Below are 16,018 nucleotides of genomic sequence, written 5' to 3'. Positions count from 1 at the left end.
TTCATAGACTCAAAGAGGGAATTAACATTGAAACAATAAACTTCAAATTTTTTAAACCTCAAACTACCTCTGCGTTAGGGATTGGAGTGACATCCTTTGTGAGTTACGAACAAAGATATAACGTAAAGCCCGACCCGATAGGGGAACGCCCTTATATACATAAAAAAAGCCACACAACTGATTGTTATGTGACTTTGTATAGTTTTGATACTCTTGAAAGTATGTTACTTTTTGTGAATTAAGTGTGATATTATTCGTCGCCGAAAAATGATTTCATTATAACTTTTAAGCTGTAAAATCCCATTGCGATTGCTGTAATAGCCAAAAGAATTCCTACGATTAGTACTGGCCAATACCATGGATGTGTTTGGTTTTTAAAGGCTTGATAGATGACGGTTGGAGCCAAAAACATTAGGAATAGCGTGTAAGCAAAGTATTTTAAGCTTTTTATGAGTAGTTCTCTATTGGTTCGTTTCATTTTTGTGTGCATTTATGGCATTGCGAACACTTCCGTGTGTTTTTAATAAATGACTAGCAACGTCCTTATTAACAGGGATTTCATCCATTATCATGCGTATACCACGGTCAACAAGTTTAATATTACTTAGTTGCATATCGACCATTTTGTTGCCTTGAACTTTTCCGAGGCGAATCATGGTTGCTGTTGAAATCATGTTTAGTACTAATTTTTGCGCTGTTCCTGCTTTCATTCGTGAGCTCCCTGTAACAAATTCTGGACCTACAACTACTTCAATTGGATATTTAGCTTCGTTTGCTAACGGACTATTTTTATTGCAAGTGATACAACCAGTAGCAATATTATTTTTATTGCATTCTTTTAGTGCACCAATAACGTAAGGGGTTGTTCCAGAAGCAGCAATACCAATAACAACATCTTTATCTGAAATATTGTGTGTTTTTAAATCTTTCCAACCTTGATTCTCAATGTCTTCTGCAAATTCAACAGCTTTTCTAATAGCTGTTTCGCCACCAGCAATTATTCCGATAACCAAATCGTGTGGTACGCCAAATGTAGGTGGACATTCTGATGCATCTACAACTCCTAGTCGGCCGCTAGTGCCAGCTCCCATATAGAAAAGTCGGCCACCATTTTCAAGTTTTGATACAACTATATTTACAAGCGCTTCTATAGATTTGATCTCTTTTTCTACAGCGTGTGGCACTGTTTTGTCTTCATTATTTATATTTGTAAGTAATTCGTTTACAGTCATTTTTTCTAAATGATTGTAATTTGAAGACTGCTCTGTAGTTTTTGTGAAATCCATGTTTCAAAAGTAAAAAATATTATTCAACTGTATAGGTAAAGGTGTCTGTTTCTGATAATCTAAAATATCCGAAGGCAAAATTATCTGGATTTGTTGTGTTTACAATATTCCCTCTTACAGTGGCAGGTTGCGTTTCAAAAGGACCTCCATCTTCTCCAGTTTGCGATAATAAGGTGTTGACGTAAGTAAAGTATCTTTCGGAAACTCCGTAGAGATTGATTTCAACTTCGTCACCAGGAAGTAAATCTTCACTATTAAAATATGCAAACATTTCGTTTCCGTTTACCAAGCGATCTTCCTGAACATTGATTGTGTTGTCATTTTCAGCATAAAAAGAATAAAAATAAAAATTTGTTTCGTCGGTTGGATCATTAAAGTAAGCCTTCAGTTCGATATATTCTTCGGAAAAAACTTCGCCATTTTGTTGCGTTACATACTCTAAATCTGATACAGGAAGAAAAGTTTCTTCAGCCGTATAAGTTTCACCATCAGTTATAACTGTTAGGAAATAGGTCTTATTTAACTCTGGGATAAAGTTTTGCGTGTAATAGTACCCTGTATCTCCATCTTCTAAAAAATTATACTGATTTCCATTTTCATCTGTAATATAAACTTCGGCGTTATTTACAGCTGGAATTTCGGTGTCAAAATATGGAGCTGTTGTAGAAAGTCTAATGTATTGTGAATTTCCGCTAGTTCCTTTAACCCAATTGATGGAAGCTTCTACCACAAGCCGTGGTGGTGCAGTTTCTAGATCGACATCAATCACTTCTTCACATGAAGTTAGCGTGAAAATTATGAGGGATATATAGATGAGTTTTTTCATTTTCTAAAATTTAAAATTGTAGGTTACAGATGGGATGATTCCGTAGATGGATAACTTTACAGCTTCGTTTCTCATTTCTTCTGTATTTTCTCTAAACGTAACCGAAGCTGCATTTTTACGGTTGTAAACATTGTAAATACTAAAAACCCATTCGCTTTGCCAACCTTTATTTTTTTGTGGCTTCGGAATATAGGTAGCAGAAAGATCCAAACGATTGTATGAAGGAAGTCTGCTATTGTTTCGTTCGCCATAGCTCGGAATAGTAATACCTTCGTATTCATATTGTCCGTTTGGATAGGAAGCTGGTCTCCCTGTTTGGAAAATAAAATTCCCTCCGAAATTCCATTTTGGTGTTAAGGTATAACTAGCTGTTAGCGAAATGTCGTGTGTTTTATCGTAGGGCGTGTAGTACCAATTTCCGTTGTTAATTCCAGGTTCAAAGTCGGTTCTACCGGGCGTACGCTGTTTAGATTCTGATAACGTATATGACAGCCAACCTTGTAGTTTTCCTTCATTTTTTCTGAATAAAATTTCCATTCCGTAGGCTTTTGCTTCACCATTTAAAATTACTTGTTCAATTGCATCGTTGGCAATTAAATCGGCTCCATCAATATAATCAATTCTATTTTGTATGTTTTTATAAAAAACTTCGGTTTCTAAGGAATACGCATTGTTTTTAATATTTTTAAAATATCCCACAGCATATTGATCGAGCAGTTGTGGTTTGATAAACGATCCGCTTGGCGCCCAAACATCGAGAGGGGTAGGAGAGCTGGTGTTGGTAATTAAATGTAAGTACTGTGTCATCCGGTTGTAACTCGCTTTTATAGATTGAGTTTCATCAAGAATGTACGAAGCCGCTATACGCGGTTCTAAATTTGTAAATGATTTGACTGATTTACTACGACTTACACTAATGGTGTCGATAGGAGTTGCCTTTTCGTAAATCCCTAGTTCTTGATTGTAAATTACAGGATTGTCATTTTCATAAACGTTGATTTCATCTTGCCCAAAACGGTCGAATCTGCTAAGTCGGACTCCGTATTCAATGGCTAGTTTTTCGGTGATTTGATGTTCAATATCGATATATGCAGCAGCTTCGTTAGCATATTTATCGGTTAATTTCATGTAGTTAATTCCAGAATCGTCTCCTTCGGGTTCGATTTCTCCAGGATTAAATTTGTAGTACACATTGTTTATTCCGTAGTGAAGTTTAAACTTGTTGGAAATGTAATGTTTAAAATCGTACTTAATATTGAAATTATTGATCCCACTGTTCCAATTAAACCCAACAAAATCGAGTGTGAGTCCGTAGTAATAATCACTGTAAATTAAAGATAGATTGGAAAATAGTTTATCAGAAAAAAGATGATTCCAACGTAAGTTAACAACCGAATTTCCGTAGGTATTTTTAAAAGCTTCCGCGATGTCAAACACATCTCGACCAAAGTACCCAGAAAGAAATAAACTGTTATTTTGGTTTAGTTTGTAAGATAGTTTAGTGTTGAGATCGTAAAAGTAAGCGGAATTTTCATTGTCGGATAATTTTAAAAATAGATGTGCATACGAGCTTCGTCCGCCAATAAGGAACGAACCTTTATCTTTTACGATAGGTCCTTCAGCTAGAACTCTACTTGAAACGGCACCAATACCACCCGTCATATGAAAATCTTTACTGTTTCCATCTTTTTGATAAATATCGAGTACTGATGAAATCCTTCCTCCATAACGTGATGGAATTCCTCCTTTGTACAATTTTAAATTTTTGATAGCATCAGGATTAAAAACTGAAAAGAATCCAAAAAGGTGAGAGGAATTAAAAATAATAGCTTCGTCTAAAAGAATTAAATTTTGATCGGCTGCACCTCCACGAACATTAAAGCCAGAAGAAGCTTCGCCAGCATTACTAACACCGGGTAAAAGTAAAATAGATTTTATAACGTCGGCTTCCCCTAGAACAACAGGAATTTTTTTGATGGTGGCAGCGCTCATGCTATTCACACTCATTTCAGGTTTCTTAATATTGATACGTTCAATATTTTGCTCTACAACAACTTCATCTAATTCTTCAGAAGAAGCCATAAGACTGTAATCTTTTTTAGTATTGGAAGAAATAGTTATTTTTTCTGAAATAGAATTAAACCCGAGGTAACTAATAAGGATGGCATGTGTTCCTTTTGGGATTGTGATAGAGTAGAAGCCGTATTCGTTGGTTGTAGTACCAGTTTGTAAATCTGGAAAAATAACATTAACGCCAATAAGGGTTTCGTTGCTTGAAGTATCGGTTATGGTACCACTTATGGTAACTTGTTCTTGTGCATAGGAAATTGAAATTCCGAAGAGAAAAAACAAGCATAACTTTAAAAAGTTGGTCATTCTTTTTTTTACTAAAATAAGAGTAATTCTACAGACGACCTTTAAAAAAGTGATAAAAAAAAGCCTGCTACTGCAGGCTTTTATGATATGTATTTATTGAAATAATTATTTCAATTGTGCTAATATGCTATTGAAAGTAGCGCTTGGTTGCATTGCTTGTTGTGTTTTCTCAACATCTGGGAAATAGTATCCGTCGATATTGATAGCTTGCCCTTGTGCATCGTTTAACTCTTTTACAATGATAGCTTCTTTTTCTGTAAGTTCTTTTGCAATTGGAGTAAACACGCTTTTTAGTTCAGCATCATCATTTTGCTGAGCTAATGCTTGCGCCCAATATAAACCTAAATAAAAATGACTTCCACGAGTATCGAGTTCGCCTACTTTTCTTGAAGGAGATTTGTCTTCTTCTAAGAACTTCCCGGTAGCTTCATCTAAAGTTGTAGCTAATACTTTGGCTTTGCTATTGTTGTTTACATTGCTGTAATGTTCTAATGAAACAGCAAGTGCTAAAAATTCACCTAAAGAATCCCAACGTAAATGTCCTTCTTCTAAGAATTGTTCTACGTGTTTTGGAGCTGAACCTCCTGCACCTGTTTCGAATAAACCACCACCATTCATTAAAGGAACAATCGAAAGCATTTTTGCACTAGTTCCAACTTCAAGAATAGGGAAAAGATCGGTAAGGTAATCTCTTAATACGTTTCCTGTTACTGAAATTGTATCTTCACCTTTTTTGATTCTTGCGAGTGTAAAGTGCGTAGCTTCTTCTGGAGACATAATTCTGATGTCTAATCCTGAAGTATCGTGATCTTTTAAATAAACATTTACTTTTTTGATAAGCTCGGCATCGTGTGCTCTGTTTTCATCCAACCAGAAAACTGCTGGCGTGTTGGTTGCTCTAGCACGTGTTACTGCAAGTTTAACCCAATCTTGAATAGGTAAATCTTTTGCTTGACACATTCTCCAAATATCACCTTCTTCAACATTGTGCTCTATAACTACAGCTCCACTTTCATCTAAAACTTGAACTTTTCCGTTTCCAGAAATTTCAAAAGTTTTATCGTGCGAACCATATTCTTCAGCTTTTTGAGCCATTAATCCAACATTAGGAACAGTTCCCATTGTGGTAGGATCGAAAGCTCCGTTTTCTTTACAGAAATCGATAGTAGCTTGGTAAACACTTGAGTAGCTACTATCTGGAATAACCGCTTTTGTGTCTTGACTTTTTCCGTCTTTGTTCCACATTTGCCCAGAGTTACGAATCATCGCTGGCATTGAAGCATCGATAATAACGTCACTTGGTACATGTAAGTTTGTAATTCCTTTATCAGAATTTACCATTGCTAAATCTGGTTGTGTAGCAATAATAGCTTCGATAGTTGCTTTTACTTCTTTTTTCTCAGCATCAGGAAGTGTTTCTACTTTGTCAAGTAAATCTCCTAAACCGTTATTTTCTTCTACGTTGATTTTTTCAAGAATAGCACCGTGTTTGTCGAAAAGTTCTTTGAAGAAAACTTTTACTGTATGTCCAAAAATAATAGGATCGGACACCTTCATCATCGTCGCTTTTAAATGCACAGAGAAAAGGATATCTTGCTCTTTTGCATCTTTTACTTGCGCTTCTAAGAAGTTTACTAATGCTTTTCTGCTCATTACAGTAGCGTCAATAACTTCTTTATCAAGAACTTTTACTTGTTCTTTTAAAGTTTTAGTGCTACCGTCGTTACCAACAAATTGTATTTTTAAATTTTGAGCATTATCGATAGTTAGCGATTTTTCGTTTGAACGAAAATCTCCTTCTGTCATTGTTGCTACATGCGATTTCGAACTAGCAGACCATGCACCCATTGAGTGTGGATTTTTCTTGGCGTAGTTTTTTACCGCTTTTGGAGCTCTTCTGTCAGAGTTACCTTCTCTTAATACTGGATTTACAGCGCTCCCTTTGATACTATCATAACGTGATTTAATTTCTTTTTCTGCATCGGTTTTTGGTTCGTGCGGATAGTTTGGAATATTAAATCCTTTTGCTTGTAACTCTTCAATAGCATCTTCTAATTGAGGAATTGAAGCACTAATGTTTGGAAGTTTGATAATATTTGCCTCAGGTGTTTTTGCAATTTCTCCAAGCTCTTGTAAATCGTTTGGAACTTGTTGCTCTTTTGTTAATACATCTGGAAATACAGCCAAAATTCTAGCTGCTAGAGAGATGTCTTTGGTTTGGATATCTATATTTGATGTTGCTGTGTAAGCTTTAACAATAGAAAGCCATGAGTATGTTGCTAATGCTGGGGCTTCGTCTGTTTTGGTATAAAGAATTTTTGGTTTATGTGACATTTATTTGAAGAACTAATTTTTAATTAAACTTCGCAAATATACAATTTAAAACATTTTTTTGGTAATAGAATGCTAACCAATTACAGGAAAATAGTTATAAAAGCAAACGAAATTGAATGACGAAGAAGAGAAGCGCAAAGAAAATATTGTAAATTTATAAGAATTGTAGTTGTGTAAACAGAATTTTTACACGGAATAAATTCGGTATTTTGAAAATGATTTTACCTTAAAATGACTGTATTGTTTTCCTTTTTTCCGACCTTTGCATTTGCTCACACAACAATCAAAAAAGCGTAGATTATAGTCTAAAAATAGACTTGAATTCTTTATTTTTATACTTTAATTCAATTATTACATGGAAGAAACCATCCTACAGCAAGCAGAATTATTTGTAACAGATTTATTTGAAAAGAAACTTTCACCTAAAAATAAATACCACAACTTGATGCATACGCAAAATGTTGTGTCGGCTGTAACTAAAATTGCTACCTATGAAAATTGCCAGCCTCACGACATATTTTTGTTGCAATTGGCAGCTTGGTTTCACGATACAGGCTACACTAAAACCGATGTTGGTCATGAAGCTGAAAGTATAATTATTACTGCGGATTATTTAAACCAAATAGATATTTCAGCAGCAGATAAAACTACGGTTGAAAAACTTATTTTGGCTACCAAACCGAGTGTTCCGAGTACATCAAAATTAGAACAAATAATTAAAGATGCTGATTGTTCGCATGTGGCTTCAGAAGAATTTTTTGAAGTTTCAGAACAGCTTCGCTTGGAACTGATTTATAAAAAAGAAGAAGATATTACCGAATTGGAATGGTTGTATCAGAACAAAGAATTCCTAGACAAGCATGCTTTTTATACGGAAAGCGCCAAACTAAAGCTTCAACCTCAAAAGGAGATAAATGCCTATAACTTACAGCAACGTATCAATAAAATAGAGGAGAAGCGAGCTAATAAAGCGGAGAGTAAAAAAACGGGTAGAGGCGTAGAAACTTTGTTTAGAGTTCAGCTAAAAAATCATATCGAATTGAGTTCCATTGCCGATACAAAAGCCAATATTTTGCTTTCGGTTAATGCTATTATTATTTCGGTGGTATTATCTAGTTTGGTGCCAAAACTCGATAACGAGTCGAATTTATTTTTGGTTTATCCAACGCTTATTCTACTTACTTTTAGTGTGATATCGATTGTTTTATCGGTTATTTCTACTCGTCCAAATGTGTCTAACGTAACGGTTACTAAAGACATGATTGTGAATAACAGTACCAACATTTTGTTTTTCGGGAATTTTTATAAGATGAGTTTGAAAGATTTCGAATGGGGAATCGACTATTTAATAAATAACGAAGACACTTTGTACAACTCGCTTACCAAAGATTTGTATTTTCTAGGATTGGTGCTCGAGCGAAAATACAGATTACTACGAATTACCTATACAGTTTTTATGATTGGAATCGTGATATCGGCCATAGCGTTTGTACTGAGTTATAACTTTTTCATCAACATATTATAATCATGGAGCAATTTATACCTACAGGTCCATTTAAACCAATCATATCCTTAAAGTATTTGGCCAAAGTGCTAACTACTTTTTTGAGTTCTGAAAATGAAATTGAAAAGATTCAGGCAGAACAGGCTTTGAAGGTACTTGAAAAAGCTCCAGAATTAGTGTCTGGGGTTAGAAGCTACGAGGTTTTTGCTTCGTATAAAAAAGAAATCGAGCAGGTAATGAGTATTTTATTTCCTGCAATGCTAACGAAAAACGAAATCAAAGCGGCAGTGTTCCCTTTTTCAAATCAGTTTTTCTATGCTTCGGAACGTTTTTTACATATTTCAAAGCAAACAACTACCAATATAGAAGAAGTTTTTAGAAAGCTTTACAAGAAAAATGAAAATGTAGCAAACCTAAATCCGTATGCAATTATTTTAAATCAATACTACGGATATAAGGTGGATTTTGAACGTCCAAAGCTGTTAACATTGGATGGTATTGATGGTAAACCTCGTACGTATAGAGTTACTTTTAATGCTGATTTTATTGAGATGTATCCCAATGAAAACGCTATCGAGATTACACCTGAAATTTTAGATATTTTACTTACAAATGCTGATGATGAAGATGTTTGGCAAAATTATTTCCCAGATAATTCATGGACTATTGAAGGATTCGGTATTTTAAGTATGATTGATGTTACACTCGATCAACAAATCGATACTTTTAAAACGCATTTAATTCAACCAAATAAAGAGAGTTTTCAGTTTTTACTAGAAGATATTCGGGAGATTTTTAACTTACCAAATTTACGATTAGGGAGTTATAAAGTAGATCATAAAAAAATAATAGCGCCTCACGATAAAAATTTTGAGATGCTAACGCTAGCTCCTGGCGAAAATATTGATACTTCAAATTATGCTTGCGACCACGTTAACAACTTACTTTTTAATGAGTGTAAGCCAGCTATTATTTCAAATGTAGAGAACTATCATAAAAAACATAACGGAAATAGATTGAGTAATGCATTGCTCGATCGCGGATTAAAAAGTGCTGCCTTGTTGCCTATTTCTATTGGAGGCGAACTCGGGTTTATTATTGAATTGGCAACTTCTGAAATCAATCAGATTAATGCCATAAACATGGTGAAACTCGAAAGTATTATTCCGTTTATTTTAAGTTATACCAGAAGAACGGTAAACGAATTTCAAAATGAAGTAAGCGCTGTTATTCAGCAGGAGTGTACTTCAATTCATCCGTCTGTAGAGTGGCGTTTTGAGGAAGAGGCGACTAAGTATATCTATATGCGAAATGCTGGATATTCGCCTAAATTTGAAGAAATCACTTTTAAAGATGTATTTCCACTGTATGGGCAAGTGGATATTGTAGGTTCTTCATTAGCTAGAAATGAAGCCATTCAGCAAGATATTACAGAGCAGTTAGAACAAAGTAAGATGCTTTTGACGGGAATATTAGCAGAAAATAAACTTCCGTTTTATGAGCAATTAATTTTTCAAATTGATAAAAATTTAGCTGCAATAAAAGAAGATTTTCATGCAAACTCCGAGCAAGAAATAAATGCTTTTTTCAAAACACAATTGTATCCATTATTTAGACATATAGAAGAATCGACAGCTAAAAATGATGATGTTTCTGAATTTTTAAAATTGTTGGATAAAGACAATAAAACACTTTACAAAGCCAGAAAAGAATACGACACTGCGGTTGATCAAATAAATACGGTATTTTCTGCTTTCATGGATAAAAAACAACATGAAGCGCAAGAAATGTTTCCGCATTATTTTGAAAAATACAAAACCGATGGTTTGGAGCACAACATGTACGTTGGGCAGTCTATTGTAAAGCGTTTAAAGTTTCATGATACTGTTTTGTATAATTTGCGTTTGTGGCAGTTGCAGGTAACTTGCGAAATGGAAGCGATGTATTATCAGCAGCAAAAAAAATTCCCGTTGCCTTTAAAAGTAGCATCGCTTATTTTGGCTTACGATATTCCAATTACCATTCGTTATCGAATAGACGAAAAACAGTTTGATGTAGATGGCGCTTATAATGTGCGTTATGAAATGATCAAAAAGCGAATAGACAAAGCACATATAAAAGATACAAACGAGCGATTAACGCAACCGCATAAATTGTGTGTTGTTTTTTCGAGTTCGGCAATCGAAAGAGAGTATTTAGCTTATTTCGAGTTCTTACAATCTAAAAACTATATAGGAAAAAACATAGAAGTTGTAGAATTGGAAGAATTACAAGGCGCAAGTGGAATAAAAGCGATTCGAGTGGATATTAACCAAAATTTACAAAAATCAACCAGTAATTTTACCGTCGAAGATTTGCAAACGGTATAACGGAATAAACTGTTTATCTATGATAAAAAAACTACCTTTTGGGTATTTGTTTTTAGTTCTTTTTTCTACTGCATGTGCCACGTTAGAGTACGAAAAAAACAAAAATGTAAATACAAATCTTCAAAATATAGATACCGAAACTACCAATGTTTTTTTAATTGGAGATGCAGGAAAACTCAATCCCGATGGTTCTGCACCTAAGTCGTTGCAAATACTTCAGAAGGAAATAAAAAAGGCCGATAAAAATGATGTTCTTTTATTTTTAGGTGATAATATTTATCCTAACGGATTGCCTTCAGAAAAGAAAAAATCGTATCCGGCAGCAAAAGCAGCCCTTGAAGCACAATTAGAAGTTGCAAAACAGTTTCCTGGGGATGTTATTGTGATTCCTGGAAATCACGATTGGTATAGAGGCATTAAAGGTTTAAAACGCCAAGAGAAATTTGTTGAAGATTATTTGGGGAAAAACACGTTTCAGCCAGAGGATGGCTGCGGAATTGAAAAAGTAAATATTTCAGATACTATTGTTTTATTGATTGTAGACTCGCAATGGTATATCACCGATTGGGACAAACAGCCAACTATTAATGACGATTGCGATATCAAAACTCGCGATCAATTTTTGGATGAATTTCAAAGCGAAATAAAAAAGGCAAGAGGGAAAACTACTTTAGTAGCCATTCATCACCCCATGTACAGCAATGGCCCTCATGCAGGGCAGTACACTGTAAAGAGTAATATGAGTCCGTTGCCAATTTTGGGCACGGTTAAAAATTTAATTCGTACTACCAGCGGAGCCTCAAATGCCGATATGTCTAACTGGTATTACAACGATTTAAGAAAGCGCCTAATTGCAGCTGCGCAAGAAAACACAAATGTTGTATTCTTGTCTGGGCACGAGCATAATTTACAATTTATTCAAGCGGATAATTTAACGCAAATTATAAGTGGTTCTGGTTCTAAAAATACGGGAGTTCGTCAAAGAAGTGGCAATACTTTTGGGGCAAGCGCAAATGGTTTTGCAGTGCTAAATATTTATAAAGATGAAACGTCGAATGTTCAGTTTGTAGATGCATCAACCGAAAGTGTAATTTTTAAATCTGCTATAAATCTTGATACTAAAAATGTATTTACAAATTTTCCTAAACAGTTTCCAGATTCTGTTTCCGCCGCAATTTTTACTCCTGAAGAAACTTCAAAAAGTGGAGTTTATAAATGGTTGTGGGGCGATCGTTATCGAAAATATTTCAGTGAAGAAGTAAAAGCTAAAACGGTAAATATTGATACGCTTTACGGCGGATTAAAACCTGTGCGTAAAGGCGGAGGAACGCAATCTAGATCTTTGCGCTTGGAAGATGCAAACGGAACGCAATATGTAATGCGCGCGCTTAAAAAAAGTGCTACACAGTTTATTCAGGCATCTTTGTTTGGCGATCAATATGTTGGAGGTCAGTTTGACAATACAGCTGCCGAAGCTTTGGTTAGCGATGTTTTTACAGGGTCGCATCCGTACGCACCGTTGGTTATTGGAGATTTAGCCGATGCTGCTGGAGTTTATCATTTGAATCCGAAATTGTATTATGTTCCGAAGCAAAACGGACTTATGCAATACAATGAAGAATTTGGGAATGAATTGTATTTTATAGAAGAACACGCTTCCGAAGGGCATCCAACACTTGCTGGGGATACCTTTACAGGAGATATAATTAGTACGTTAGACGTGTTAAAAGAAATTCAGTCGGATGAAGACAAAGTAATTGACCAAGAAAATTTTATCAAATCTCGATTGTTTGATATGTTGATAGGCGATTGGGATCGACATCAAGATCAATGGCGATGGATGGAGTTTAAGGAAAACGGGAAAACGGTGTACCGAGCGCTTCCAAGAGATCGCGACCAAGCGTTTTCAAAAATGTCCGACGGAGCTTTGTTGACTGCAGCAATCGAATTGCTCCCAATGGCTCGTCTTCTTCGACAGTATGACGAAGATTTGAAGGATGTAAAAGGAATTAATATTGAGCCTTATCCTTTGGACAAAGCTTTTTTAATTGATATTGATAAAACAGTTTGGGATACGCAAGTAAAGTATATTCAGCAACATATTACCGACACTGTAATTGATGAAGCTTTTGCTGAAATGCCTAAAGAGATGTTGGATTCTCAAATAGATGAAATAAAAAGATTGTTAAAAGCAAGGCGTGAAAATTTACAAGATATTTCAGATAGATATTATGAAGTGGTAAATAAACTAGCGATTGTAACGGGGACTAATAAAGATGATTATTTTTCCGTAAAGGCTTTTGATGATGGCAGGGTAGAGGTTTCGGCTCTTAGAAAAAAGGATGGAACTGTTAAGGACTTGTTTCATTATAGAATGTACAATCCGAAGGAAACCAAAGAGATTTGGATTTACGGCTTGGACGACGATGATACTTTTGAAGTTTTAAACAGAAGTAAAAAAATAAAAATAAGACTGATAGGCGGACAAAATAACGACGAGTACATAGTGCCAAACGGAAAGAATGTTGTGATTTATGATTACAAATCAAAGAAAAACGACTTCGATCAAGTAAAATTGGCAAAGATAAAACTTACCGATGCCTACAAAACAAATGTGTACAACTATAAAAAAGTAAAAAATAACACCAATCAAATTATACCAATATTGGGTGCCAATCCAGATGATGGTTTGAAAATTGGAGTTTCAGATACGTATACAACGTATGGTTTTGAGCGAAATCCGTTTACTTCTCAACATCATATCAAAGCAGCTTATTATTTTGCTACCAATGGTTACGAGGTGCTTTATAGTGGGGAGTTTGCTAATGTGGTAGGGCAACTTAATTTTAGGTTGGAGGCAGGATTCCAAAGTCCGAATTACTCATTAAACTTTTTTGGCTACGGAAATCAAACCGAAAATAACGACGACGATTTTGGTTTAGACTACAACAGAGTTAAGGTTAGAAGTGTTGCAGTGGCACCAAGTTTGGTTTGGAATTCTAGAAGAATTTCTGCTGATTTTGGCGCGTATTACGAATCGGTGGAAGTACACGATGCAGGTGAGAGATATGTGCAAGAAGGAAATAATATTCTACCAAACTACGTATTTGATGAAGTGCAATACGCAGGAGTGAAATCGTCGTTTAATTATTCAAATTACGACAACAAAGCCTATCCTACAACTGGGCTCAAATTTTCTGTTTTGGCAGGATATAGTGCTAATTTAGATATAAGCGACCGACAGTATGGATATGTAGTTCCTTCCCTTGGAATTGCACATAGACTCAATCAATCTGGACGACTAGTTTTGGCTTCAAATGTAAAAGCTCATTTTAATATTGGTGACGATTACGAATTTTACCAAGCGGCTAGTATAGGGGGAATTGATGGTTTGAGAGGTTTTAGAAATCAACGTTTTACAGGAAAAACTTCTTTTTACCAAAATACAGATGTTCGTTATAGCTTTTCCAATTTAAAAACGCCGCTTATTCCAATTAAACTCGGATTGTACGGAAGCTTTGATTATGGGCGTGTTTGGTATACTTCCGACGAAATTAATAAATGGCATAACTCTTATGGTGGAGGAATGTTTATAAACGGTGCTGAGTTGCTTTCTGCAAACTTAGGGGTGTTTAATTCGGTTGATGGAATACGAGTTGCCTTTGGCTTAGGTTTTGGGTTTTAATCGATTTGTTGAGAAAGACACTATTCAATTATCTTAACTTATAAAATCACAAAAGCCATATCAATACACTTTATGTTTTGATATGGCTTTCTTTGAAGTAGATTACTGAAAATTTCCATGTTACAAGTAATTTTCAACCTTACTACTTCTATGAAACATCTAGTTTTCTCAATAATTTAATCAAGACCTAACTTATTGATGTTTCGGTTGTTTTTAATTCCTACGCTATTATCTATCCAGATAAGAGTTTTGGCACTGACTATAAAGTTCAAACTTTCTTTTGTTAAACTGACTTAACAGAAGACCTATTAAAAACTTATGGTAAAGATAAAAATCTTTTCAGAAGAAATTTATTTTTCAATACATTAGTAATCAACAATTTACAAACATAGGTTATTAACAATTGTTCATAAAAAAAGCCTGCATATAGCAGGCTTTTTTGGTGTTATGGTAATTAGGTTATGATCTAACCTCTTTAATTCTTGCTTTTTTACCAGTAAGACCTCTAAAGTAGTAAATACGAGCTCTACGTACTTTACCTTTTTTGTTGATCTCAATTTTTTGTAAAGCAGGCATGTTGATTGGGAAAATTCTTTCTACACCAACAGTTCCAGACATTTTTCTAATTGTAAATGTTTCTGAAGAACCTGTTCCTCTTCTTTGGATTACAACTCCTCTAAAGAACTGTGTACGTGTTTTTTCTCCCTCTTTAATTTCGTAGTATACAGTAATTGTATCTCCTGCTGAAAACTCAGGGAACTCTTTTCTTGTTACAAACTCGTCTTGTACAAATTTTACTAAAGCTTCCATTGTGCTATATTTATAATGTGTTGATTCAAAGTAACATTCACGATTTTCGTCAGAGGTTAATCTGAAATTGGATGCAAAATTAATTATTATTAATTAATATACAATCTTTTGCGTTTTATTTTTTCTGAAAAATAATCTTTTAATCATCTAAAAGATCTGGTCGACGTTGTTTGGTACGGATATAAGCTTGCTCTTCTCTCCATTTTTCAATTTCGGGGAAGTTTCCGCTTAATAAAATATCCGGAACTTTATGACCGTTATAATCTGAAGGTCTTGTGTAAACTGGTGGTGCTAATAAATTGTCCTGAAAAGAATCGGTTAGGGCAGAAGTTTCATCGTTTAAAACTCCTGGAATTAATCGGATGATAGAATCGCATAAAACGGCCGCACCCAATTCGCCTCCCGATAAAACATAATCGCCTATAGAAATTTCTTTGGTAACAAACATATCGCGTACACGTTGGTCAACACCTTTGTAGTGTCCGCATAAAATAATAATGTTTTCTTTTAAAGAAAGCGTATTGGCAATTCCTTGGTTGAGGGTTTCACCATCTGGAGTCATATAGATAATCTCGTCGTAATCTCTTTCAGCTTTAAGTCCGCTTATACATTTATCAATTGGCTCAATCATCATTACCATACCAGCGCCACCACCAAATTGGTAATCGTCTACCGTTTTGTAGTTGTTGGTAGTGTAGTCTCTTAAATTGTGTAAATGCAATTCTACATGTCCTTTATCAATAGCTCTTTTTAAAATAGAAGCTTCAAACGGACTTTTAAGTAATTCTGGTAAAACAGTAATAATATCTATACGCATTTTTGTAAATG

General features: G+C 34.8%; 11 protein-coding genes. 4 read left to right on the top strand and 7 right to left on the bottom strand.

The window, feature by feature from the left end:
* The coding region (locus JMA43_RS11900; protein ID WP_342156846.1) for a hypothetical protein at positions 1-242 on the top strand (242 nt) is incomplete at its 5' end.
* Between the two features lie 8 nt (positions 243-250).
* Here the strand turns inward: JMA43_RS11900 and JMA43_RS11895 are convergent.
* From JMA43_RS11895 to JMA43_RS11875, 5 genes are all read right to left on the bottom strand, one after another.
* Complete coding sequence (locus tag JMA43_RS11895) at positions 251-478, bottom strand: DUF6095 family protein (RefSeq protein ID WP_342156845.1); 228 nt, start codon at positions 476-478, stop codon at positions 251-253.
* Positions 462-1,286 (bottom strand): N-acetylmuramic acid 6-phosphate etherase, encoded by an 825-nt coding sequence (gene murQ / locus JMA43_RS11890; protein WP_342156844.1) that lies wholly within the window; start codon positions 1,284-1,286, stop codon positions 462-464. The genes JMA43_RS11895 and murQ overlap by 17 nt, the downstream gene beginning before the upstream one ends.
* Before the next feature lie 19 nt (positions 1,287-1,305).
* On the bottom strand, positions 1,306-2,112 hold the full coding sequence (locus tag JMA43_RS11885) for a DUF4249 domain-containing protein (protein WP_342156843.1): 807 nt from the start codon (positions 2,110-2,112) through the stop codon (positions 1,306-1,308).
* Between the two features lie 3 nt (positions 2,113-2,115).
* On the bottom strand, positions 2,116-4,488 hold the full coding sequence (locus JMA43_RS11880; protein ID WP_342156842.1) for a TonB-dependent receptor: 2,373 nt from the start codon (positions 4,486-4,488) through the stop codon (positions 2,116-2,118).
* 105 nt (positions 4,489-4,593) lie between these two features.
* Positions 4,594-6,822, bottom strand: coding sequence for an NADP-dependent isocitrate dehydrogenase (locus JMA43_RS11875; protein WP_342156841.1), 2,229 nt, complete (start codon positions 6,820-6,822; stop codon positions 4,594-4,596).
* Positions 6,823-7,177: 355 nt separating this feature from the next.
* On the opposite strand from JMA43_RS11875, the gene JMA43_RS11870 reads away from it, so the two are divergent.
* The 3 genes from JMA43_RS11870 to JMA43_RS11860 are packed head-to-tail and all read left to right on the top strand — an operon-like array spanning position 7,178 to position 14,380.
* A complete protein-coding gene (locus JMA43_RS11870) occupies positions 7,178-8,347 on the top strand; it encodes a Pycsar system effector family protein (RefSeq protein ID WP_342156840.1) in 1,170 nt (389 codons plus the stop codon).
* 2 nt (positions 8,348-8,349) lie between these two features.
* Positions 8,350-10,695: a hypothetical protein gene (locus JMA43_RS11865; RefSeq protein WP_342156839.1), complete on the top strand. Its 2,346-nt coding sequence runs from the start codon at positions 8,350-8,352 to the stop codon at positions 10,693-10,695.
* Positions 10,696-10,714: 19 nt separating this feature from the next.
* On the top strand, positions 10,715-14,380 hold the full coding sequence (locus JMA43_RS11860; protein WP_342156838.1) for a metallophosphoesterase: 3,666 nt from the start codon (positions 10,715-10,717) through the stop codon (positions 14,378-14,380).
* Between the two features lie 459 nt (positions 14,381-14,839).
* On the opposite strand, the gene rplS is transcribed toward JMA43_RS11860, so the two are convergent.
* Together rplS and trmD are read right to left on the bottom strand one after the other, a co-directional pair.
* Positions 14,840-15,190 carry a 50S ribosomal protein L19 gene (gene rplS, locus JMA43_RS11855; protein WP_342156837.1) on the bottom strand — a complete coding sequence of 117 codons (351 nt, stop codon included), beginning with the start codon at positions 15,188-15,190 and terminating at the stop codon, positions 14,840-14,842.
* Positions 15,191-15,329: 139 nt separating this feature from the next.
* Entirely contained in the window at positions 15,330-16,007 is a 678-nt protein-coding gene (trmD, locus tag JMA43_RS11850; protein WP_342156836.1) for a tRNA (guanosine(37)-N1)-methyltransferase TrmD, read from the bottom strand.
* Positions 16,008-16,018: the final 11 nt, after the last annotated feature.

Origin of the sequence: Joostella sp. CR20 (assembly GCF_038433465.1) — a bacterium.
Classification (GTDB): Bacteria; Bacteroidota; Bacteroidia; order Flavobacteriales; family Flavobacteriaceae; genus Galbibacter.
The sequence above is the reverse complement of the archived record's forward strand: the minus strand, read 5'-3'. Positions and strand labels throughout refer to the sequence as shown.